Consider the following 22,534-nt stretch of genomic DNA (forward strand, 5'->3'; position numbering starts at 1 on the left):
ATTAATATAGATGCAAAAACCATGCCATCATTTTTAACTCATGATAAATCGTTAATGAATAGCTTTAACACAAGTTATATAGTTATTTTTTCCGCATTATTTAAATCAGCAAAAAAGTAAACGCTTACTTTTTTGATTCAAAAAAGAATAGAGTTGATTCACAAATGAATCAACTCTATTCCATACTTTTTAAGCTTTCTTGAAATTGTCGGCTGGCTTGTATGCAAAGCGGATGCGAGCTCATAGGTTGTTGTACATTTTTTTAAAGCTTTCATAATAGCTTTTTTTTCTGCTGCTTCTACTACATCCTTTAATGTCTCTATTTTTTCATTTTCATATGGAAAATCTATTTCTCGCTGATATTCTGGTGGAAGATCATTCATTGTAATGATAGACTCTTGTGAGACAATAACCAATCTCTCAATTAGGTTGGCTAATTCACGAATATTGCCTGGCCATTGATAATGATATAAAAATTTTTTTACATCATTATGTAGATCCTTGTTGAAATGATACTTTTCGTTCGTCTGTTTTAAGAAATATTCGATTAGAGGATAAATATCCTCCCGCCGATCCTTTAAAGAAGGGATTTCAATGGTAATCACATTTAATCGATAATATAGATCTTCGCGAAAAAGACCTTTATTCACCATCTCTTTTAAATCTCTATTGGTCGCAGCAATGAGCCTTACATTTACATTCTTCGTCTTCGTTCCGCCTACCCGTTGGATTTCCTTTTCCTGAATAACTCTTAACAATTTGACTTGTGAAGCCAACGGTAATTCCCCAATCTCATCTAAAAATAAAACCCCTTCATCGGCTAGTTCAAACATCCCTGGTTTCCCTTGTTTATCTGCACCTGTAAAAGCACCTTTTTCATAACCGAATAACTCAGATTCAATTAATTCTTCTGGAATCGCACCACAGTTTAATTTAATATATTTGCCCTTCATTCTTCTATTGCTTGTTTCGTAAATATATTTAGCAAGAACATCTTTTCCTACGCCTGTATCACCAAGAAGAAGAACTGTGGCATCCACATTAACAATCCTTTCAGCGGTTTCGTATACATGCTTCATTTTTTCACTTTCTATGACAATCGATTGCTGATGTATGTTAATGTTTTGTTTTAACCTTTCAATTTCTTGACGGTAAGAGAGGTTTAATTTATTCGCTTCTTTTAGAGCATTTTGTAGTTCTATCAACTGTGATAAATCTCTAATATTTGTGACAACACTTTCTACTTCACCCGTATCGTCAAAAACTGGACTTCCTGTAAGAAGCAACGACTCATTGCCAGCTCGATTAAATTGGACATGTGAAATCGTTTCTTTCTTTTCTATCACCCTTTTCGTTAACGAACTCTCGAGAATTCCTCTTTCAATTAAAGCATCGACCTTTTTGTTCATATAATAGTCTTTTGGTATCCCTGTAATTCTCTCCATTGCGGAATTGGTTAAAATGGTATTACCGTTTCGATCGGTTAAATAAATACCATCGTAAGAGTTTTCTATTATTGCTTCTAGTAGCGTATTTGCCTTCATCAAGTCACTTACTTTATTCATTAATTGAGACAATTCGGAAGATAGAATCCCTATATATAAGTAGTGATGTTGTCCTGATTGACTTCTGATAAACAGAAGAAAATCTTCATCCGTTAAAAAGGCAACCTTTATCTTTTCATTACCATACGCATTCCATCTAGGAAATAGGTCGTCAATATATGTAGAAGGCTTCCCTTTTATCAAGATACGTAATGATTCGCTCATCGAAATAATCTCACCAGTGAGCGTTGTCTCTACTGTCAATAAAAGATTACGATTCTTTACAATCATCTACTATCTTCACCTCTTCACATGGTAAGAAAATAGAGGAAATAATTTCACTATATTTCCTCCTAGCTTGGAACGTGGATTAACTATTCGTATCGGCGGTTTTCTTTGTGTGCTGATCAAAAAAAGAGAGAACTTCTTCAAACACAAGCTGCTCATTTTCTTTTTTAGAAAATCCATGTCCCTCATCTTGTAATAAAATATACTTAACTTCACGTCCTTTTTCCCTCAATGCTTGCACAATTTGATCAGATTCCTCTTTCACTACACGGGGATCATTTGCTCCTTGAATAACGAGCATCGGTTTAGTCATAGCTTCCAAATAAGTAATAGGGGAATATTCAGTGAGTTTTTCCTTATCTTTTATGGGATTTCCAACCCATTGATCCATAATCGGTTTCCAATCTTCTGGAACTGATTCTATAAACGAAAATAAATTAGAAGGTCCGAAGATATCGACCACCACTTTAAAATAATCTGGATGTCTACCATGTAAAAGTAGTGCCATATATCCGCCGTAGCTTCCGCCCATTAATAGAATGTCACCTTTCTTTGTATAACCTTTTTCAATGAGCCACTCTATACCAGCTATATTATCTAACCTAGGACCATCTCCCCAATCACCCTCTACCATTTTCATAAAGGACAGCCCATAACCCGTTGACCCTCTAAAATTAGGGGCAAAGATGCTATATCCATGATTGATAAAGAACTGAAAATAGGAACGAAAAGATTTTCTCTCTGCTGCTTGGGGTCCACCATGTGGCCAAAATATAACTTCGCCATTATTTACCTCTTTATTTGCTTCAAACCATAATGCTTCAATTTCTAAACCATCAAATGAAGGATAGTAAATCGTTGTCGGCTCGACAAGCTCTGATTCTTCCACACCTGGTACGTGATATTCAGTTAACTGCTTCCACTTTTCACCCTTTTTGAATTGATAAATATTATGCGGTTTAATAGCGCTTCTTCCTAAAAGATATAAATTTCCTGAGTCATGAACAACTAATTTTTCAATGATATCACAAGGGATTTCTATCTTTTGTAAGGTATTATGATCTAGTGAATAAGCATAAAGAAAATCCTCCACTCCTTTTTCGGAAGTTAAATAGATGATGTGATTACGCTTATCATAATGAATGGAAGAGAAACTTTCATGGTCAAGCCCGATGACTTTACGAAATTGCTTTGTCATGATATTAAATTCGGCCAAATAAGTGAAATTTTCTTTAAAGTTGGTGATCAAATAAATCGTGTCTTCCGTAGTAAACAAAGATCCAGTTACAGTATGCGCCTCTTCCTCTTTTTCAGTTAAACAAAGCTTTTCACTTTCCGTATGTACATAAGAGAGAGAATGCGTATTGGCATATACAGTAGATGAAATATAACTCTCTTCATTTGGACTCCAACTATCTAGAAAGGTCATACCTTCTTTACCCTCTAGGAAAAGTTCTTCTTTCTCCGTTTCTATATGATATCTATAAACATTTAAATAAGTTGGATTATCTTTACCCGAACTATAATATAAATATTGGCTATCTTTTGATAATAAGGGATTAAAATTCCTCGTTTTTTCATTATTGATTAGTTGTTTCAATTTCCCACCACTTGGATGGACTGCATAATATTGCGCACACTCATCCCCATCATGATCAAAACCCGCAAGTATAAACTTGCTATTTTTATCATAGAGGAGACCCATGCACACTTGATTTTTGAATGTTAACTGAACTGGAAATTGTTGCGGCAAATTCATTGCCCATAAATTATAGTAGCCATTTAAATTTGTACTAAACACAACTTGGGACTCATCGGAATTGACGACAAAATCATTAATGCTTAACGTTTTTAAAAACTGATCCATCTCAGGTTTTGGAAATTGAATCATAGAGTTGCCCTCCCTATTAATAGAGTATTCTTATTATTCAGTATACCATACTCTGTTTTACCAATTAAAACCAAACAAAAGCGAACATAGTATGACATTTTTATTTCAAATCTACTTGTTTGCAATAATTTCTCTATAACTGCCCAAAATACCGATAGGAGGAATTACAAATGAGCCTTCTCTTTTTTATATTTTTTTCTTTCTTGTGATTGAAAAAGGTTCAATTGGTCATTCTGTTAATGCAGCGTGTTTACTTAAACTTCCTTCATTATAAATGTAAGGCAAATAGAAAGAGGATACTAACTATGATCAGACTATTTGGAGGACGAATTTTCAAAACAGGCATTTCTGTCTTTATTACTGCATTTCTATGTCAGCTATTTACATGGCCACCAACCTTTGCAGTCATTACCGCTCTCGTTACGATTGAGCCTACGGCGAAAGAATCCATTCGCAAAGCACCAGCTAGATTTCAAGCTTCTTCTATTGCAGCTTCTTTCGCCGTTTTATTTACCTTTATCTTTTCAGATAGTTCGTTGGCTTACGCTCTAACAGCCGTTTTCACTTTGATGATATGTACGAAGTTAAAACTAGAAGATGGCCTACTTGTTGCCGCTTTAACCGGTATGGCCATGATATCAATTGTCCAAGAAGCTTATATGGCAACATTGTTAATGAGACTTGGAGGTACAACACTTGGTTTATTAATTTCAACTTGTGTAAATATATTTATTTTACCCCCGAATTATTTACTAAAAATAAGCAAAACGTCTACTCAGTTAATGAATCGTATGGAAAATATTCTTGTATATGTGACGAACAACATCAAACAAGGAAATAGCAGCAGAAACGAGATCAAACAAGTCATTGCAAAGATTGAGGAAGAAATAGCACATTACCAACAGCTGATACAATATCAAAAAGATGAATGGCGCTTTCATAAATTTTCTAGGAAGGATGTATTTTACCTAAGGCAGAAAGAAAGGCATTTAAATATCCTAAAACAAGCGTTCATCCACTTATTCCAGCTTGTAAACCTTTCTTTGAAAGAGCTTACACCATCACCTTACTTAATGAGATTATTGCAAGATACTATACTGCATCTGAAACAGCCATCAAAGCAACCTAATGAAGAGGACTATTTTCATTTAAGAACACAATATACATTGAATGACAACCACCTTAAAATTGAAGAAAATATGCTCGCCATACAACAACTCATCATGCAGTATCAAATGAATGAAGAAAAGTTAAGAAAACTAAATGAGAGAATAATTAATGTAGAAAATACGAGTATTTAAGTATTTTTTTGAGCGTAGTGTGTAGAAGAGGATTTTATTTTGCAGCGTTATTCAAAATTTGAGCTGTGGTTATTAACTGTTATTTTCTGTTTTGCAAAGGAACTATTACTTATACGGCGCTCTCATTCTTGGGGTTTCGTCTGAGAGCAGCGTTTCTCTCATTTAGGATATTTTTATTCTGGGGGCTTTTTCTAAAAGCAAGAATTCGCCCTTATATCACTCTTCTTACAGTTTTAGAAACAAATGAAATTACATTTCAACAAAAAACCACAGATCACTTAATCTGTGGCACTACTTTTCTATATTTATATTGTTCAACATTCATTGCATAGTGTGTATCCTGACACCTTATATCCTTTTCTTCTAAGAAATCGAATGCTCATGTTTTTTTCTATTTTTGATGAAGCAATAACGTGTACGCTCTTTCCATCGATTTCATGATAAAAGCGATGGAGATAAGCAATTGGAATATGGAGACGATGATGAGCCTGATCTACTTTTTCATTATAGTCTCTCACATCAACAATCCGAACATCACTATCATGATTGTCTTGTAACACTTGTGCCTTCACACCTAATACCGGCAAATATCTACTATATATAAAAGTCAAAAGTAAAATGATTAAGAGTATACTAATAAACGTAAGCATTTTTCCCCCTAGGATGTTATATTCACCCTCATATTCTATACCCCTATCGGTATGAAGTCAACAAGAAGAACTCACCATCCACCTATCAATTTCTAAGCGTCATTTATTTTTTCTAAAACCTACAGCTGAAAGCTATTTTTTAATATCACTTTCATGTTTTGTAAAAGTAAGTAATAAGAAAAGAACAAAGCTAATCAATAGGATACTTCCTCCAACAATATAAAAAACCGTATTAATCATCTCTGGCATAAAACCTGGCTTAAAGATAAACATAGCCATTCCAGCTGTTAAACCAATGGTGCCGATAATGGCACTAGTGACATGTAATTTTGCAAGGAATCTTATCTTTGGAGTAAATAATTGATAATATACCGCCCATGCGAAAAGTGATAGCCAGCCAACAACTAAACTATGAGCATGGATGGGTTTGAAAGCATAACTACCTGCTCCGGCCATATGTGATCCTAGAAAAGCACCTATCACTGCAAAGATAGCAGAAAACCTGAGTAATATTTTGCTAAATTTATTCAATTGACACTCACCCTTTTCATCTTCATTCATTTGATTTTATTTTGTCATCATATGTCCTATCTCACCTTTTATGACTGACAAAATAAGGTTATAGAATGAATATGAACGGAGTATGAACAATGGTTTACAATAGAAATGTTTTACTAATTCGATTGTTTTGGTAGCATAATTGTAAAAATCGTTCCTTCTCCTTCTTCACTTTCAACTCGCACTTCTCCTTGGTGAAGATCTACGATTGAATAAACAATGGAAAGTCCTAAGCCAGAACCAGCAATGGAACGATTTCTAGAAAGGTCGGAACGATAAAAACGATTGAAAACCTTTTTCATTTCCTCCTGATTCATCCCAATACCATTATCCTGAAATTGTACTTTTATCCAGCCCCCTTCTTCTTTAAGAATAATGGAAATATCCCCATTTTCCTTTCCATATTTAATGCTATTTGTGAGTAAATTTTCCCAAACAGAATAAAGCAAGGAGGGGTCCCCTTCGATCATACATTCAGGCAATGAATAACTTAGCATCATGCCTTTGTCTTCTAAATGCCACTGATATTGTTTAATCACTAACTTTATTTGTTCACTCATATTAAATAAAACGATATTCACCATATCTTTCCTATAGTCGATAGAAGATAATAATAACAATTGATTTGTTAAAACAGACAAACGGGTTACTTCTTCTTCCATCATAGTCATTTGATTCATTTCTTCATCTGTTCTTTTCTTTTCCTTAAAAAGATGTAAGTAACCTTTTATATTTGATAAAGGCGATTGAATATCATGTGAGATATTTGTAATAAATTCTTTGCGCATTTCATTTGCTGCTTCTAATTTTTTCGTCATTTTCATAAAACTTTGAGTAAGAGAACCAATTTCATCTTTTCTATTAGTATGTAACTCAATACTGTACTCTTCATTAGCAATTACTGTTGTTGCTTCATTTAACTTTCTAATCGGCTTTACAATATACTTTGTACTGATGAACACGAATAAAATACTTAATAAGAGGATACCAATCAATAACCAAGCAAACATAATGTGCATTTCGCTAAATAAAAGGGAAATGTCAGGTCTGAGAAAAAGAGCATACTCCCTTCCTTGATAAGTAAATGGTACACCGACAGTATTTTTAAGTTCGTTAGCAAAAAAACCGGTCACAAATGTAGCATGTGGAAAGAGATTAATACCGTGATAAATCCGACCATTCAAGACTTGTTGAACAGCAGCACTACTTAAATTATGTTCGCGATACTCCGCTCCATAAAAAGATTCCTCTCCAAGACCATCAGTTACAAATATTTGATAACCAAAAGAGCTGATATGCGTAAGATATAGTTCCTTATTGATTTGTGGATTCTCCTCCATGAAGGTAATAGTAGCTTTCGCCATTTCTGTCACTTTGGCATCGTTTTTGGGCTTTAATGTTTGTTGATAATATGCATTGCTCAAAATAAATGAAATGACACTGCTTAGAAGCATAATACAAATGGTTGTGAGAGCAATTTTTGAGTAAAGTGTTTTCATTTGGCTATCTCCAATGAATAACCGATACCACGAATCGTTTTTATTATTACATCCACCTCTAACTTAGATAAGCGGCTACGTAAACGTTTAATATGTACATCAACGGTCCTTTCATCCCCAGAAAAATCAATGCCCCAGATTTGTTCAATTAATTGCTGTCTACTGTACACTCTATTTTGGTTAGCGGCCAGAAAATATAATAACTCAAATTCCTTCAGTGGTAATAGATAGGTTTTATTGCTCACTTCAATTTCATAGCTTTTTTTATTGATATATAATCGGTCGAGCTTGATACTCGTTGTTCCTACCTTACCATATCTTCGTAATAAAGCATTGACACGGAATAATAACTCTTTCGGCTCAAATGGCTTTACCACATAATCATCTGTACCGACTGAAAATCCCTTTGCTTTATCATCTAATTGTCCCTTTGCCGTAAGCAGGATAATCGGGAGGTCAAAATCCCTACGAATCGTTTTTGTTAGTTGATAGCCATCCATGTTCGGCATCATTATATCCGCAATAACAAGATCGACTACTTCCGTTTCTAATATTGCCATCGCATCCTGTCCATCTTTTGCCTCAGTGGTGTGATAGCCTTCTTTTTGTAAACTATCCTTCATTAAATAGCGAACATGTTGATCATCATCAACAATTAAAATTTTTCTCACAAGAAACACCTCTTCTTCTTAAAGCTTATCATTTCTTCAATTATTAAGAAGAAATAATAAACCTTGCATATGATATGCAAGGTTTATTATAAAACTTATAATTCATCAAATCCATTATCGACTTGATTCACTTTTGTATATTGTCTTGATTTTTGTTCGAAGAAATCAGATTTGCCTTGATCTACCTCTTCATAAGCAACAATCCAACGGAGTGGATTTTTACGGAATCCTTCAAACGGTCGTTCAAATCCTAATTGATTACTGCGGACATTGGCATAAAATTTGATGTATGCTTCAAGGTCAGTAATAAGAATACCATCCATTTTATCACCGATTACCTCACGTGCCCATTCAATTTCGAGATCTGCAGCTTTTCTAAAGGTATCTTTTACAAATTGTTGCAATTCTGGTGTGTTTAATTCAGGATGCTCGTTTAAGATTTCTTTAAAGATTTTTACAAACAAATCAACGTGAATTTGTTCATCACGATTAATATAGTTAATCATCGTTGATGTAGATACCATTTTTTGATTTCTCGCTAAATAATAGAAGAAAGCGAAACCGGAATAGAAGAATAAGCCTTCTAATACTACATCATAAACGATTGATTTTAACATATTTTCCGCCGTCGGTTCTTTTACAAAATCTTTATAACCATTTGTAATAAAATCATTTCGTTCTCTTAATGTTGGTTCTGTACGCCAATAATCGAAGACCTCATCTTGCTTACTTTTTGAAACGATCGAAGAAAGAATATAAGAATACGAGTGATTATGAATAACTTCTTGTTGTGCAAGAATAATCATTAACGCTGAAAGACTAGAATCTGTTAAATAATCTGCTGTCTTCCCAGCATAGTCAGTTTGAATGCTATCTAGTAACGCTAGTAAACCGATAATCTTTAAAAAGGCTTCTTGTGCGTCCTCAGATAACTCAGGGAATTGCTTAATATCTTGAGACATATTAATTTCAAATGGTGTCCAGAAATTAGATAACATCTTTTTATATTTAGGGTAAGCCCAGGAAAATCTTACATCATCCCAGTTTAAAACGTTCGAACATTCTCCATTAATAATACCTGTTGAACGGTTTGGTGCTTCATGATTCATAATGGGACGTTTATTTAAAGTGTTCATTTATTTCATTCTCCTCTCGGTGAAATCAGCTAGAGCATGATTCACAATCTTCAATATCTGTGGAAGTAGAACGTAAATAATACGTTGTTTTCAGCCTGTTTTTCCATGCCGATACGTGAAGATCTAATAATTCCTTTGCTTTAATCGTATTTTTAATATAAAGATTAAATGACACTGCTTGGTCAATATGCTTTTGACGTTTCGCATTTTGAGCAATGCTCCATTTTTGATCGATATGGTAAGCAGATTTATAGTACCACGTAGTTTGAGCGTTTAGGTCTGGTGCAGTTACAGGAATACGATAGTCTTTTTTCTCCTCTGAGTATTGCTTGTTGAAGATTGGATCAATACTCGGTGTACTACCTGCAATTAATGCAGTTGACGCATTTGGTGCTACCGCTTGTAAATAGCCGTTTCTAATTCCTTTTGCTCTCACTTTTTCCATTAGTCCTTGCCAATCAAGTTCGCTATCAGCATTCAGGTAATCTCTTTTTTCGAAATAGGCACCTGTTTGCCAATCTGAACCATTGAATGCGGGGTAGGCTCCCTTTTCCTCAGCTAGATTCATAGAACTTTCAATTGTTAAGTAAGCAATTTTCTCGTAAAGTCGGTCTGCAAATTCTAATGATTCAGGGCTTTCCCAAACGACCTTATTAGTAGCTAATAAATGATGCCAGCCGAAAGTACCTAAGCCGATCGCGCGATACTTTTTATTCGTTAACTGCCCTTGGATAACAGGGATTTTATTAATATCAATTACATTGTCCAGCATTCTTACTTGAATAGGAATCAATCGTTCTATGACTGCTTCATTCACTGCTTTGGCAAGGTTAATAGAAGACAGGTTACATACGACGAAATCTCCAGGTGTTTTCTCGATGACAATTTTACCATCTTTTGTATACTCTTCTTCTCTTGTTGTTACACTTTGATTTTGAACGATTTCAGTACAAAGATTTGTACAATAGATCATACCTGCATGTGCGTTTGCATTCATACGGTTCACTTCATCCCGATAGAACATAAATGGTGTTCCAGTTTCTAATTGACTACGCATGATAGACTTCATAATATCGATAGCAGGAATTTCCTTCTTCGATAGCTCTTCATTATTGACACATTCTAGATATTTCATTCTAAAAGTACCTGCACCAACTTCTTCATCATAATAATCTTCTAGTGAGAAGCCCATTTTTTGTCGAACCTCATGTGGGTCAAATAAATACCAGTTACTACGCTCTTCTACTTTTTCCATGAATAAATCAGGTAGACATACACCGGTAAATAAATCATGTGTACGCAATCTTTCATCACCATTATTTAACTTTGCATCAAGGAAAGAGAAGATATCCTTGTGCCAAACGTCTAAATAAACGCTAATTGCCCCTTGTCTTTGTCCAAGTTGATCGACACTTACAGCTGTATTATTTAGTTGTTTCATCCATGGAAGCACCCCAGATGAAGCGCCTTTGAACCCTTTAATCATACTACCTCTACTACGAATCTTACCTAAATAAACGCCGATTCCACCACCATTTTTAGATAGTGCAGCAATGTCTGTATTACTGTCATAAATTGAATCTAGACTATCATCAACTGTTTCGATAAAGCAGCTAGATAGTTGTCCCCAATTCTTACCTGCATTAGATAAAGTTGGTGTAGCTACGGTCATAAATAAGTTACTCATTGCCCAGTAAGCTTCTTTTACTAATTGCAGCCGATTTTTTTCTTCTTGATGCATAAGAATCATTGCAATAACCATCCAGCGTTCTTGAGGCAATTCAAAAATCCTCTTTTGGCGATCTTTTGCTACATAACGATCCGTAAGCATTTTGATCCCGAGATAAGTAAAGAGCTGATCTCTTTCAGGGACAATTTCTTTGCCTAATTCATCAATTTCTTCTTTTGTATAACTAGATAATAAAATAGGACTATAAATATCAATATCACTTAATTGTTGAATTAAAGAATGAAAATCACCATAAGCCTGACCACTGTACCCTCGGTTCTCAGCTGCTTGTTGATAAATCTTCTTTAAATATAAATGGGCAGCCACATATGTCCAATCAGGTTCATTAACATTTATGTAAGAAAGACATTCTAGTATTAACTGATCGTAGAAACTATCTAACTCTAAGTGATTTAATTGATCTGCACGCTTTTCTAACGCACTAATTGGTAAGTTGTTGAATTGTTGATATAATTGTTCAAAATTGACTGTCGTATCAATCATTGTTTTCAAATTCCTTCCTCCTTCAAACTATTTCTATCAAATTTAGGCATAAAAAAAACCGCCCCAGTTACACCTTGAGCGGATCAAACGACAGTATAAATACAAGTGTACAATACACTCTTTTCATCAACTGTCGTTTCATCTTCTCAAGCCCCGAAGAATTGAAACTTTTGATTAAGAAGGCAGGTATCCTGGCTTGTGTATCAATCTACTAAGAGCCTTCCCATTCTTTCAAAAGAACAGTGGTTTCCTCTTTTCGTCACACTTACAGTTGCGGGTACAGCTCCGGCTTATCCGGATTCCCATTTTAAGTCCATTTGGACTCCTTCAACCAATTACTATATGTAGTTGTTAAGAAGTAAAAAAATAACTATATATTGTATCTGAGATTGTATGAGTAATCATATCACATCATTTCATAGAATACAATTTATTTCTTTTATCTAAATCTAAAATATACATTTCGTTCTTTTAGCGGTAAATTTAAGACCATAATAAATAATAGCATTTCTTATTTGTGTAAAAAAGTCTTGAAATCCATTAAAAATTGTTCAAGCTGACCAACTCTACTTTTTTACCTTCAAACGAGTATGCTTAAACCAGAAAAGTAATAGTTTTTTGGTAAATAAATTAAAAAATCATAGAATTGTTGAAATAAATCAATGGTGTTAAAGTTGTGGGGCAAAAATTAATTAAAGGTATATTCCATATTAAAAGAAAATAATTTATCTTAAAGGACAAAATTTTTTTACCAATCTTCTTCATGTCTTCTATAAAAATAGAAAAACAAACTAACTATTTAAATTAGCTTGTTTTTCTCATTCAGTTTATTGTATAGAATGTTTTATAGAAATTCATACGGAACTTGTTATTTTTATCTTACACGTTGCAAACGAAGTGCATTTAATACAACGGACACAGAGCTAAACGCCATCGCAGCACCTGCTAACCATGGTGCTAAGAAACCTGCAGCTGCAATAGGAATACCGATTGTATTATAGCCAAACGCCCAAAAAAGATTCTGTTTAATATTACGAATGGTTTTTTTACTCATCATGATTGCATCAGCAATACTATTTAGATCACCACGCATAAGTGTAATGTCTCCTGCTTCCATGGCAATATCTGTACCTGTACCGATAGCCATGCCGATATCGGCAGTTGCTAATGCTGGGGCATCGTTAATACCATCTCCTACCATCGCTACCTTTTTCCCTTGACTTTGTAGCTTTCTTACTTCTTCTGCTTTCGTTTCTGGTAAGACTTCTGCAATGACTTTTGATATACCTACTTCTTTAGCAATGGCTTGTGCGGTTAACTGGTTATCTCCAGTCATCATAATAACTTCTAACCCCATATCATGTAGCCTTTGAATCGCTTCGTTTGATGAATCTTTTATCGTATCAGCTACAGCAAGGAGGCCTTTTGCTCTACCGTTAATAGCCACAAGCATAGCTGTTTTTCCTTCACCTTCTAATTCTTTCATTTGTTTCGAGAACCAAGAGGAGTCTATCCCATTCTCTACCATTAATCTAACTGTACCAATCAGTACATCTTTTCCTGTAACTTTCGCAGAGATACCATAACCCGGTAGCGCTTCGAAATATTCACTTTTTACTTTTTCTATATTTCTCTCCTCTAACCCTTTCACAATGGCTTCAGCAAGAGGGTGTTCAGATGACTTCTCACTCGCAGCAACAATGGAAAGGAAATGGGCCTCATTTGTTCCAGGCTCGACTATGATATCGGTTAATACAGGCTGACCATTTGTAACAGTACCTGTTTTATCAACCACAACAGTTGTAATTTCATGTGTCATCTCGAGATGCTCTCCACCTTTAAATAAAACACCCATCTCGGCTGAACGGCCAGACCCTGCCATAATTGAAGTAGGCGTCGCTAATCCTAGTGCACAAGGACAAGCAATGACGAGTACAGCAATCATTTTTTCTAACGCACTAGCTACATCACCCGGTTGCAAGAAAAGAAACCATATACAGAAGGTAACAAGGGCAATAGCTACCACAATGGGAACAAAGATGCCCGAAATCTTATCGGCTAACCGCTGAATAGGTGCTTTTGACCCTTGTGCTTGCTCGACTACTTTAATAATTTGCGCAAGCGCTGAATCTTTTCCAACCTTTGTTGCTTCAACTGTTAAATGGCCATTTTTGTTTACAGTTGCTCCTATTACTTCATCACCAGCTTTCTTATCAACTGGCACGCTTTCTCCTGTTAACATTGATTCGTCAACTGCTGAATGCCCTTCAATGATTACTGCATCTACAGGAATTCTGTCACCAGGCTTAATGATAACCATATCGCCTTGCATTACTTGCTCAACAGGGACAATGGTTTCCTTCCCTTCTTTTAATACAACGGCTTTTTTAGCCTTTAAATTCATTAATTTTTTTATTGCTTCTGATGATCTTCCTTTTGCACGTGCTTCAAATAATTTCCCTAACAAAATAAGGGTAATAATAATCGCACTCGTTTCATAATAGAGCTCAACATGATGACCATGTGTTGCATTCATCGATTGTAATGTTAGAAACAAACTATAAAAGTAAGCTGCAGAAGTACCTAATACAACAAGTACATCCATATTCGCGCTACCAGATTTCAATGATTTATATGCACCAGTATAAAATTGCCAACCGATAATAAATTGTACAGGTGTCGCCAAAATTAACTGTATCCAAGGGTTCATTAAAAAATCTGGTAGAAAAATGAATGAAGTGAATTCAAAATGCCCAACCATCGTCCAAAGTAATGGTAGAGAAAGGATAGCAGCAGCGATAAATTTCTTTTGCTGCTTTTTAATATGCTGTTCCCTCACATCATTTGCACTGGCTGTTGTTTTTAGCGAAGCGCTATACCCAATCTTATCTACCTTTGCAATAATTTCTTCAACTGAAACCTGTTCAGGATTGTATTCTACAGTACCTGTTTCTAAAGCTAAGTTCACGTTTGCCTGCGCAATACCGGACTGTTTATTTAAAACTTTTTCGATTCGCGCAGAACAAGCAGCACAAGTCATTCCTGAAATATCAAACTCAGCTTTCTCTAAAACAACTTCGTAGCCTAGATCTTTAATCTTCTGCTGAAATGCATGTTCTCCTACTATTTGAGGGTTATAGGAAATGGTTGCTATTTCAGAAGTGAGATTCACATTCGCTTCGTTTACACCATCCATTTTACTTAACCCTTTTTCGATTCGCGCAGAACAGGCAGCACAAGTCATTCCCGTAATTGGCAAATGAATTTTTTGGTGAGAATCGTCTTGATTAGACATATGCTCCTACCACACCTTTCTTTAAATACTATACCCTACTACCCTATATAAACATTTAAAATAAATCGTGCAAAGCTGCACGATTAAGATTTAACTTCATAACCTTGATCATCAATTGTTTCTTTAATTTGATCAAGCTTTACAGATGAAGCATCAAAAGCAACTTTGACTTCTTTTCTATTTAAATCTACTTTAACCGTGTCTACTCCTTTAAGTTCACCAACACTACTTTCCACCGCTTTCACACAGTGACCACAAGACATTCCTTCTACATGTAAAATTACGTTTTCCATGTTTAAAATCCTCCTATTTTTTCATTAATTTTTGAATTGTAATAAGAAATTCATCTAACACTTCTTCGTCACCTTCATTTATCCGATCAATGACACACCCTTTTAAATGACCTTCAAGTAAAATCTTAGCGACACTATTTAAGGCAGATTGTGTTGCGGATATTTGTGTAATCACATCATCACAATACGTATCTTTTTCAATTAGACCTTTAATACCTCGAATTTGTCCTTCGATACGATTCAATCGAGTGACTAAATTCTTTTTTACTTTATCTGAATGATGACTTCGTCTATCTGCATGCTCTAGGCACATTGTTTCTTCTCTTACCTGATCTTCTTCATATCCCATTGAATCGCCTCCCTTACACATATTATATTATACCCCGGTACCCTATGTAAAGTGAAAGAAATTTTAAATATGGTTCATTTCTCCACTATAAATAAAAAGGTAGGTAGCAGTATCTACCTACACTCTAACATGTTGAATTGTAATTACACTTCATTAAGGTCTGAAATATCTACTTCTGTTCTTTCTTCTAAAGGAATTCCTCTTAAATGAACAGTAACTGTTTTATCATCTTCATGTAACTTATCTATCCATACAGAAGTTCCATTGTATTGAACTTCTACATCACTCGATGATGAAAGTATTTGTTTTATCCTCTTTGTTTCCATATGATTCACCTCTCATAATTGATAAATATATTCTTTAACATTTTAGCCTTTTTATACATTTCGAAAGGAACTCATTTGTTGATGAAGGACTTCTCGACAATATACAATTAAGGTTACTAAGAGATGAAAGGTCTTAACAATGGATTGATTTTAATTTATTCATTTATATCGTGTAAGTTGAAAGGGAAAAGGCAAAATTGAATAAACAGAAAAGAGATGAGTTTTCATCTCTTTTCTACTGAAATATTTCAAAAGCTCTTCTTTTACATATTGATCTTTTCTTTTAGAGGAACGGCTGGACCAAACAGTTCAAGATGAATATGCGAATTTTCCACACCTAACATCAATAATTGTTCCTTCATATTTTCCATAAAATTGATAGGACCACATAGATAGTACTCTGCTTCCTCACTAATATGTTGCTTTAAATCCTCACTATCTAATCTGCCCTCGTCATCACTATATTTTACTAGGAAACGCCCATTTTCAATTCCTGCTATCAACGGCCTCACTTCATCTCCAAACGCATGTAAGTTTTTGTTCTTACAACTATGAAGGAAACTTACTTCTCGCTTTGTCCCTTCTAATGTATGAAGCATACTCAATAATGGTGTGGTTCCAACACCACCACTGATGAATACCACTGGTGTCTCTGCTTGGGATGATAATACAAATTCACCAGCTGGTGCACTAACATCCAAACTGTCTCCTATTTGCACATGGTCATGTAACCAGTTAGAGACTTTACCATGTTCTTCTCTTTTAACAGATATACGATACGTCTTTTCTGATGGTTTTCCTGATAAGCTATATTGACGGTTATGGTCGTATTTTTCGCCAGCTATATTTACCCGAATCGTTACATACTGGCCAGGTTGGTGGGTTGGTAAAGTAATACCATCATTTGGCTCAATATAAAAAGAAGTGATAAGATCACTTTCAGGTACCTTATTTACTACTTTAAAAGATTTAAATCCAGCCCATGCTGATGCATTGTATAGCTCTTCTTCTGTGGAAATAAAGATAGCGGCAATCACTCCATAAGCCTCTGCCCATGCCGTAATAATGTCTTCTGTTGCTGCATCACCTAGAACTTCTTTTATCGCTGCTAATAGATGTTCCCCGACGATTGGGTAGTGCTCCTTCTTAACCCCTAAGCTTCGATGCTTATGAGCAATTGTAGCAACTGCCGGCGCTAAATTTTCTAAATGTTCAATATGGTTAGCTGCTTGAAATAATACATTAGCGAGTGCTTTAGGCTGTCTTCCCTTCTCTTGATTAGCATGATTGAAAATGTTAAGTAGTTCAGGATGTTCAGCAAATAATCGTTTATAAAAATGCGTGGTGATAGCGGTTCCATGAATTTCTAATACGGGTATGGTTGATTTGATGATTTTAATCGTCTCTTGTTTTAACATTAATATCTCCACCCTTCAATTTTAAAGCAATATTTTAAATACATCTTTAAAATATACCGTTTCCAAATTTAAAGCAATATTTTAAATACATCTTTTAAAAAGTTGTCACAATTGGTTCCATAACAAGCAATATGTATAATAGAACTATTAATAGAAAAAAGGTGTGATTCATAATGCGTCTTACCAACTACACGGATTATTCATTAAGAGTTCTCATATATTTAGCAACAATTGAAAAAGACCAGCTTACAAATATTAAAGAAATTGCAGACACATATCAAATCTCTAAGAATCATCTGATGAAAGTCATCTATCAATTAGGGAAAAATCAATATGTTGAGACGATAAGAGGAAGAAATGGCGGCATTCGTTTAGCGATGTCACCTAAAGAAATTAATATTGGTGAAGTGGTCAGAAAAACCGAAGAAGATTTTCATTTAGTTGAATGCTTTGATACTAATAACAATCATTGTGTCATTTCACCTGTTTGTGGTCTAAGACATGTATTAAATAAAGCATTAAAAGCGTATTTAGAAGTACTAGATCAATATACATTAGCTGATCTAACGAAGAATCAAGCGGCATTAGCAGACTTTTTGTTTAAAAGTTAATTTTAGATAGCAATGCATTCTTTCCTACCAAGTAGGGAGATGAAATAATAAGATAGCGGACTTTAGTCCGCTATTTTTATTACAATCGAGAACCTAACGCTAAATTGAAGCGAAATTAACATTGATAGCAATTTCAATCATATTGCGTCCGAGGCACATTCGCAATTATCGGCTCACCTCCTCCACTAGCTGACTTACGCAAAAAATGAGCGAACCACTAAAAATTAGGATTCGCTCATTTCGATTACATTGCTTTCTTTCTTTTCTCCTTTTCTCTGACAGGCCAAGCTTCTACTCCTGTTAGACCAGGGATATCCTCTTGATAAAATTGTGGTTCCAAGCCCGCTTTCCGTTGCTGCATATAGTTTTTCAACAGCTTAACTACGATAGGCGATAACATCGTAATGGCGGTTAAATTGACAAGCGCCATGATACCCATTGTTAAATCTGCCATTCCCCAAACAATTTCTAAATTAGCAATTGCACCAAACATGACCATTCCTAATGCGGCTACCTTATAAGCATGATGAAATACTTTACTCTTATGAATGAAATTTAAGTTTGCTTCACCATAATAATATGATCCGATAATAGAAGTAAAAGCAAATAAAAAAATAGCAACACCGAGAAAGATTCCACCTATTGTACCAAAGTGTTCCGACATCGCAGCTTGAGTCAATTCGATACCTGTTAAGCCTGAAGCATAGCTTTCGGAGGATAAAATGATAAAAGCAGTAGCAGAACAAACCAATAAAGTATCAAATAATACCCCTAAAGCCTGAACAAAGCCTTGTTTTACTGGATGAGATACAGTCGCTGTTGCAGCTGCAATCGGATCTCCCCCCATACCTGCACCATTGGAGAATAATCCGCGCTTAATGCCATTAACAATAGCAGCAGCTATCCCTCCACCAATAGCCTGCTCAAATCCGAATGCACTTTTAAAAATAAGAGCAAACATTGCTGGTAACTCAGTAATATTTGAAGCAACTGCGAATAAAGCTAACAGAATATAACCAAAAGCCATAAACGGCACGATTAAAGAAGAAATATCTGCTATTCGCTTAATTCCTCCAAATACTACTAATCCTGTTAAGAAAACAAGAATGATACCAATATAAACAGGCTGAATCCCAAATGAGTTCTCCATTGCAACAGCTATCGTATTACTTTGTACAGCGTTGAATGTCGTACCATACGATAAGATAATCATAATGGAAAATAACACAGCCATCCAAGGACGTTTTAATTGCTTCTTGATATAATATGCTGGACCGCCTTTGAAGCCTACATTAGACTTAACCTTATAAGTTTGCGCTAACGTATTTTCGACAAATGAGCTAGCACTACCAATTACTGCAATTAACCACATCCAAAAGATTGCTCCAGGACCACCTAATACCATCGCAATAGCTACTCCGGCGATATTACCTGTACCTATTCTCGTTCCTGCACCAACAAAAAACGCTTGTAAAGGCGAAATAGTTTTTTTAGATTCTGTTGTAACGGTTTCTTTAACAAACAGTAACCTAACCATCTCACCAATATGCCTGACTTGAACAAACTTTGTTCTTATACTAAAAAACATCCCTGCAATCACTAACACAAATATAAGAACATAACCCCATAATACCTCATTACTCATATTCACAATGTTTTCAATAAACTCCATCAAATCCCCCTTTAATATAAATGAATACTTACTGTATTTATTAAAAAATTCTGTCTTTTCACCCCCTTAAGATATCTACATACCCGTTCTTACAATAAATAAACCTATATTGATAAAGTTTTTAAATAAAATAAAAAAGAGTGGTTATCAAACAACCACTCGTCTTATCCTGTTCATTCAATTACCCTTGACTTAACGGAAGCCAAAAAAATAACAGAAGAATATTATTTGTTATAAAGACTATTGTTATTAACTACTTGTAATTCTTTTGTTGTTGCTACCATTTCACTCTCACAAATTGGGCATTTTGGTGTACTTTTAAAGTTGTCTCTCACCCAAGCATTACATGTTTCTGAGGAACATTCCCAAATTTTAATCTCTTCAGTCTTCACTTCTTCCATGTTCTTTCTTCCAAATCCCATTGCCATTATCAGGCACCTCCTAAAGGTAGAACATATCATCCGAAAAAAATAAAAATCACTCGCTATGCCAAACCAGTATGGTCCTTTATAACAAGTGTGTGTGATATTTTTTACTTAACAAATATTAGTATAGCACATTTTTTTATCCGTGTCAAAACAAGGAAACTTCCACTTTAACATGTTGTCCTATAAAAAACAACCTTTATGTATGAATTATAGTGGAAAAAGTGTATAATAGAGACGCTGATTGCTTTAAAGAAAGGATGAAGACATTTGCATATTTCTAGTTATACGGTGGAAGAGATCAATGATCCAACTGGTATACTGTCTGGAGAGAGGTACGAATTCTTTTTAGATATTGATGTTGATGAAGATGATGAATTATATTCAGAACAAGGTATTCGCTTGCGCGTGTTATTTTATAAAGGTGAGGACGAAATGAAGATACTTAATTATCACTTCCAAGAGAATAATAATGAAGAGATTTTGGAATTTGGATTAGAGGAAGAAGAAGAAATATTAATCACTAAATTCTGTAGTCAACATCTCAATGCAAATGAAGAATAAATCATAAAATGCCTAGGATTAGCTCCTAGGCATTTTTATGATTATTCCTCTACTTCTTTACCTTCTTCAATGATATGATACATTAAATGGGCAAGGTGATGTATTGGACCATACACTTCTTCATCCTCTTGCTCTTCTTCGTTAAATTCTAGATCATTTAAATGCAAGGCAACAAACTGGTAAAAATCCGGCAATGAAAAACTGTAACAAGCGGTTGGCTCTTCTTCTTCGCCTTCATAATGAAGAACCATATACGACTCTTGTCCATCCTTATTAAGACCATCAAAGTAAACAAAAAAGCCAATATTCGTATCTAACTCAAACAGGTGTCTTGTTCCACCTTCTGTCATTCGATTAAAATCTTCCTCTGATAGTTTGTTTACATTCATTTCATCTACTTGATCTTCTTTATGGAATTGTACTCTAAATGATTGCATACATCTCCCTCACTTTCTCTATATGATGATAGCATAAACACCTGTATTATCCTATTATTACCTTCGTAATAAAAAAGAAACTTCTCATTTTAATTTTTACAGATATAATAGCTTAAAGGAGTGTGAAGAATATGAATATTCACGAGATCTATCAGTTGCAAAAAATTTGTGAACAACATGATGATATCATTCTTAAATTAAACTTTGATATGATAGAAAATTCCCAAACCGAAACACCTTTGTACAAGCACTCTATTGATGGTCAACTTATCGGTTTTGTTGCACTTTATCCATTCGGGTCAAAACTTGAAATATGTGGTATGGTTCATCCTAATTATCGTAGAAAAGGAATATTCTCTTCATTATTTACAGAAGCTTTGCCGATGATTAACCACTATCAAGAAGTACTAATTAATATACCAGGTCAATCACATACGGGTACTACCGTTATGTCTGCATGGAAACAACCGTATGCTTACACAGAATATCAAATGGTCTATGAAGGAGACCAACCGACAAAAAAAGAGCAGCGAAATATTCATCTCAAAATCGCAGAATTAGCAGACTCTACTTTCTGCAACCGAATCGATCAACTATGTTTTAACCTTTCAGAAGAGGATGCTAAAGCGATCAATGGTGATTTCAATTTACATAAACAAGATAATCAATTACTAGTCATTTGCGATGGCAATCAGAGAGTCGGTAAGATACGTCTTCAAATAAGGAATCATCATTTATGGATATACGGTTTCGCCATTCATCCCGATGAACAAGGTAAAGGGTTAGGAAGTGAAGTATTGCGTCAAATCATTGAACAATACGAAGGGCATTATTCCATTCACCTAGAGGTTGAGGTTCAGAATAACCGGGCACTCATGCTTTATAAAAAGTGCGGATTTAAAGAGTGTGGCAGTCAGGATTATTATCATTTCAATAAAAACCATAGATAGGCAATCACATTCGTTTCCATCTGAATGGGTTTCTATATAAATCTCTTCAAATACAGCGGTGGAGTACTAATAACCATGAATCAAAGAAAAAGATCACTCCCCAATGGAAGTGATCTTTTTTCTTTGATTGAACATTTGTATTATAGCTTTGTCACATTTACAGCTTGAGGTCCACGTTGCCCCTCTTCTATATCAAAAGACACTTCTTGTCCTTCATCTAATGTTTTAAAGCCTTCTGTTTGAATTGCAGAGAAATGTACGAATACGTCATCTCCACTTTCTTGTTCAATGAAGCCAAATCCTTTTTCTGCGTTAAACCATTTTACTTTACCTGTTGCCATTTTTTCTTTTCCTCCTAAACATTTGAAAAACTCACAGGAATAATCTCCTGCATTTCCTAATATACCACAATTTACTTTATTT

Annotated in this window: 21 protein-coding genes and 1 riboswitch; of the genes, 4 read left to right on the forward strand and 17 right to left on the reverse strand. The window is 34.8% G+C overall.

Translation table 11 applies throughout. The features are described 5' to 3' along the window. Window positions 1–158: 158 nt before the first annotated feature. A complete protein-coding gene (locus MKX78_RS14055; protein ID WP_340975274.1) occupies window positions 159–1,835 on the reverse strand; it encodes a sigma-54 interaction domain-containing protein in 1,677 nt (558 codons plus the stop codon). A gap of 79 nt (window positions 1,836–1,914) precedes the next feature. After that, window positions 1,915–3,723 carry a S9 family peptidase gene (locus MKX78_RS14060; RefSeq protein ID WP_341051407.1) on the reverse strand — a complete coding sequence of 603 codons (1,809 nt, stop codon included), beginning with the start codon at window positions 3,721–3,723 and terminating at the stop codon, window positions 1,915–1,917. Between the two features lie 305 nt (window positions 3,724–4,028). On the opposite strand from MKX78_RS14060, the gene MKX78_RS14065 reads away from it, so the two are divergent. Continuing rightward, complete coding sequence (locus MKX78_RS14065) at window positions 4,029–5,024, forward strand: aromatic acid exporter family protein (RefSeq protein ID WP_157733956.1); 996 nt, start codon at window positions 4,029–4,031, stop codon at window positions 5,022–5,024. A 314-nt stretch (window positions 5,025–5,338) separates the two neighbouring features. On the opposite strand, the gene MKX78_RS14070 is transcribed toward MKX78_RS14065, so the two are convergent. The 11 genes from MKX78_RS14070 to hmpA all read right to left on the reverse strand — a co-directional run bounded on the left by MKX78_RS14070 (window position 5,339) and on the right by hmpA (window position 17,452). Continuing rightward, window positions 5,339–5,674, reverse strand: coding sequence for a hypothetical protein (locus MKX78_RS14070; RefSeq protein ID WP_095372968.1), 336 nt, complete (start codon window positions 5,672–5,674; stop codon window positions 5,339–5,341). Between the two features lie 132 nt (window positions 5,675–5,806). Further along, window positions 5,807–6,205 (reverse strand): hypothetical protein, encoded by a 399-nt coding sequence (locus MKX78_RS14075; protein ID WP_341051409.1) that lies wholly within the window; start codon window positions 6,203–6,205, stop codon window positions 5,807–5,809. A 143-nt stretch (window positions 6,206–6,348) separates the two neighbouring features. After that, window positions 6,349–7,731, reverse strand: coding sequence for a HAMP domain-containing sensor histidine kinase (locus MKX78_RS14080; RefSeq protein WP_341051411.1), 1,383 nt, complete (start codon window positions 7,729–7,731; stop codon window positions 6,349–6,351). Then, the gene (locus MKX78_RS14085; protein ID WP_322909497.1) at window positions 7,728–8,402 is read right to left on the reverse strand and encodes a response regulator transcription factor; all 675 of its coding nucleotides are present in this window, start codon (window positions 8,400–8,402) and stop codon (window positions 7,728–7,730) included. The genes MKX78_RS14080 and MKX78_RS14085 overlap by 4 nt, the downstream gene beginning before the upstream one ends. Before the next feature lie 95 nt (window positions 8,403–8,497). Continuing rightward, window positions 8,498–9,538: a ribonucleotide-diphosphate reductase subunit beta gene (locus MKX78_RS14090; RefSeq protein ID WP_095372965.1), complete on the reverse strand. Its 1,041-nt coding sequence runs from the start codon at window positions 9,536–9,538 to the stop codon at window positions 8,498–8,500. Window positions 9,539–9,563: 25 nt separating this feature from the next. Then, window positions 9,564–11,771, reverse strand: coding sequence for a ribonucleoside-diphosphate reductase subunit alpha (locus MKX78_RS14095; RefSeq protein ID WP_307313745.1), 2,208 nt, complete (start codon window positions 11,769–11,771; stop codon window positions 9,564–9,566). A gap of 164 nt (window positions 11,772–11,935) precedes the next feature. After that, a riboswitch (cobalamin riboswitch) is annotated at window positions 11,936–12,113 on the reverse strand. 532 nt (window positions 12,114–12,645) lie between these two features. Beyond that, complete coding sequence (locus tag MKX78_RS14100) at window positions 12,646–15,066, reverse strand: heavy metal translocating P-type ATPase (RefSeq protein ID WP_095372964.1); 2,421 nt, start codon at window positions 15,064–15,066, stop codon at window positions 12,646–12,648. Between the two features lie 83 nt (window positions 15,067–15,149). Next, a complete protein-coding gene (copZ, locus tag MKX78_RS14105) occupies window positions 15,150–15,359 on the reverse strand; it encodes a copper chaperone CopZ (protein ID WP_095372963.1) in 210 nt (69 codons plus the stop codon). Window positions 15,360–15,372: 13 nt separating this feature from the next. Further along, window positions 15,373–15,708, reverse strand: coding sequence for a metal-sensitive transcriptional regulator (locus MKX78_RS14110; RefSeq protein WP_095372962.1), 336 nt, complete (start codon window positions 15,706–15,708; stop codon window positions 15,373–15,375). A 143-nt stretch (window positions 15,709–15,851) separates the two neighbouring features. Continuing rightward, entirely contained in the window at window positions 15,852–16,034 is a 183-nt protein-coding gene (locus MKX78_RS14115; protein ID WP_095372961.1) for an H-type small acid-soluble spore protein, read from the reverse strand. 263 nt (window positions 16,035–16,297) lie between these two features. Then, window positions 16,298–17,452 carry an NO-inducible flavohemoprotein gene (hmpA, locus tag MKX78_RS14120; protein WP_095372960.1) on the reverse strand — a complete coding sequence of 385 codons (1,155 nt, stop codon included), beginning with the start codon at window positions 17,450–17,452 and terminating at the stop codon, window positions 16,298–16,300. 173 nt (window positions 17,453–17,625) lie between these two features. Between hmpA and MKX78_RS14125 the strand changes: the two genes are divergently transcribed. Further along, the gene (locus MKX78_RS14125; protein WP_095372959.1) at window positions 17,626–18,063 is read left to right on the forward strand and encodes an Rrf2 family transcriptional regulator; all 438 of its coding nucleotides are present in this window, start codon (window positions 17,626–17,628) and stop codon (window positions 18,061–18,063) included. 244 nt (window positions 18,064–18,307) lie between these two features. On the opposite strand, the gene MKX78_RS14130 is transcribed toward MKX78_RS14125, so the two are convergent. Both MKX78_RS14130 and MKX78_RS14135 read right to left on the reverse strand, forming a co-directional pair. Continuing rightward, a complete protein-coding gene (locus MKX78_RS14130) occupies window positions 18,308–19,735 on the reverse strand; it encodes an alanine/glycine:cation symporter family protein (RefSeq protein WP_322909498.1) in 1,428 nt (475 codons plus the stop codon). Window positions 19,736–19,959: 224 nt separating this feature from the next. Further along, on the reverse strand, window positions 19,960–20,163 hold the full coding sequence (locus MKX78_RS14135) for a cold-inducible protein YdjO-related protein (RefSeq protein WP_095372957.1): 204 nt from the start codon (window positions 20,161–20,163) through the stop codon (window positions 19,960–19,962). A 267-nt stretch (window positions 20,164–20,430) separates the two neighbouring features. Between MKX78_RS14135 and MKX78_RS14140 the strand changes: the two genes are divergently transcribed. Beyond that, the gene (locus MKX78_RS14140; RefSeq protein WP_095372956.1) at window positions 20,431–20,724 is read left to right on the forward strand and encodes a DUF6509 family protein; all 294 of its coding nucleotides are present in this window, start codon (window positions 20,431–20,433) and stop codon (window positions 20,722–20,724) included. Window positions 20,725–20,765: 41 nt separating this feature from the next. Here the strand turns inward: MKX78_RS14140 and MKX78_RS14145 are convergent, their stop codons facing one another. Then, entirely contained in the window at window positions 20,766–21,161 is a 396-nt protein-coding gene (locus tag MKX78_RS14145; protein WP_095372955.1) for a cytosolic protein, read from the reverse strand. Between the two features lie 131 nt (window positions 21,162–21,292). Here MKX78_RS14145 and MKX78_RS14150 point away from each other — a divergent pair, with 131 nt between their 5' ends. Beyond that, a complete protein-coding gene (locus MKX78_RS14150; protein WP_341051416.1) occupies window positions 21,293–22,111 on the forward strand; it encodes a GNAT family N-acetyltransferase in 819 nt (272 codons plus the stop codon). Window positions 22,112–22,251: 140 nt separating this feature from the next. Here MKX78_RS14150 and MKX78_RS14155 read toward each other — a convergent pair whose 3' ends face one another. After that, on the reverse strand, window positions 22,252–22,452 hold the full coding sequence (locus MKX78_RS14155; RefSeq protein ID WP_095372953.1) for a cold-shock protein: 201 nt from the start codon (window positions 22,450–22,452) through the stop codon (window positions 22,252–22,254). Between the last annotated feature and the right edge of the window lie 82 nt (window positions 22,453–22,534).

The sequence above is a fragment of the Cytobacillus sp. FSL R5-0569 genome (genome assembly GCF_038007265.1).
GTDB lineage: Bacteria > Bacillota > Bacilli > Bacillales > Cytobacillaceae > Cytobacillus > Cytobacillus kochii.

Bases quoted from the DNA above. Each gene is read 5' to 3' on its own strand.
- MKX78_RS14155 (WP_095372953.1), bottom strand. From the start codon at position 22,452: ATGGCAACAGGTAAAGTAAAATGGTTTAACGCAGAAAAAGGATTTGGC.
- MKX78_RS14125 (WP_095372959.1), top strand. From the start codon at position 17,626: ATGCGTCTTACCAACTACACGGATTATTCATTAAGAGTTCTCATATAT.
- MKX78_RS14065 (WP_157733956.1), top strand. From the start codon at position 4,029: ATGATCAGACTATTTGGAGGACGAATTTTCAAAACAGGCATTTCTGTC.
- MKX78_RS14055 (WP_340975274.1), bottom strand. From the start codon at position 1,835: ATGATTGTAAAGAATCGTAATCTTTTATTGACAGTAGAGACAACGCTC.
- MKX78_RS14100 (WP_095372964.1), bottom strand. From the start codon at position 15,066: ATGTCTAATCAAGACGATTCTCACCAAAAAATTCATTTGCCAATTACG.
- MKX78_RS14110 (WP_095372962.1), bottom strand. From the start codon at position 15,708: ATGGGATATGAAGAAGATCAGGTAAGAGAAGAAACAATGTGCCTAGAG.
- MKX78_RS14145 (WP_095372955.1), bottom strand. From the start codon at position 21,161: ATGCAATCATTTAGAGTACAATTCCATAAAGAAGATCAAGTAGATGAA.
- MKX78_RS14090 (WP_095372965.1), bottom strand. From the start codon at position 9,538: ATGAACACTTTAAATAAACGTCCCATTATGAATCATGAAGCACCAAAC.
- hmpA (WP_095372960.1), bottom strand. From the start codon at position 17,452: ATGTTAAAACAAGAGACGATTAAAATCATCAAATCAACCATACCCGTA.
- MKX78_RS14060 (WP_341051407.1), bottom strand. From the start codon at position 3,723: ATGATTCAATTTCCAAAACCTGAGATGGATCAGTTTTTAAAAACGTTA.
- MKX78_RS14130 (WP_322909498.1), bottom strand. From the start codon at position 19,735: ATGGAGTTTATTGAAAACATTGTGAATATGAGTAATGAGGTATTATGG.
- copZ (WP_095372963.1), bottom strand. From the start codon at position 15,359: ATGGAAAACGTAATTTTACATGTAGAAGGAATGTCTTGTGGTCACTGT.
- MKX78_RS14070 (WP_095372968.1), bottom strand. From the start codon at position 5,674: ATGCTTACGTTTATTAGTATACTCTTAATCATTTTACTTTTGACTTTT.
- MKX78_RS14150 (WP_341051416.1), top strand. From the start codon at position 21,293: ATGAATATTCACGAGATCTATCAGTTGCAAAAAATTTGTGAACAACAT.
- MKX78_RS14135 (WP_095372957.1), bottom strand. From the start codon at position 20,163: ATGGCAATGGGATTTGGAAGAAAGAACATGGAAGAAGTGAAGACTGAA.
- MKX78_RS14095 (WP_307313745.1), bottom strand. From the start codon at position 11,771: ATGATTGATACGACAGTCAATTTTGAACAATTATATCAACAATTCAAC.
- MKX78_RS14115 (WP_095372961.1), bottom strand. From the start codon at position 16,034: ATGGAAACAAAGAGGATAAAACAAATACTTTCATCATCGAGTGATGTA.
- MKX78_RS14080 (WP_341051411.1), bottom strand. From the start codon at position 7,731: ATGAAAACACTTTACTCAAAAATTGCTCTCACAACCATTTGTATTATG.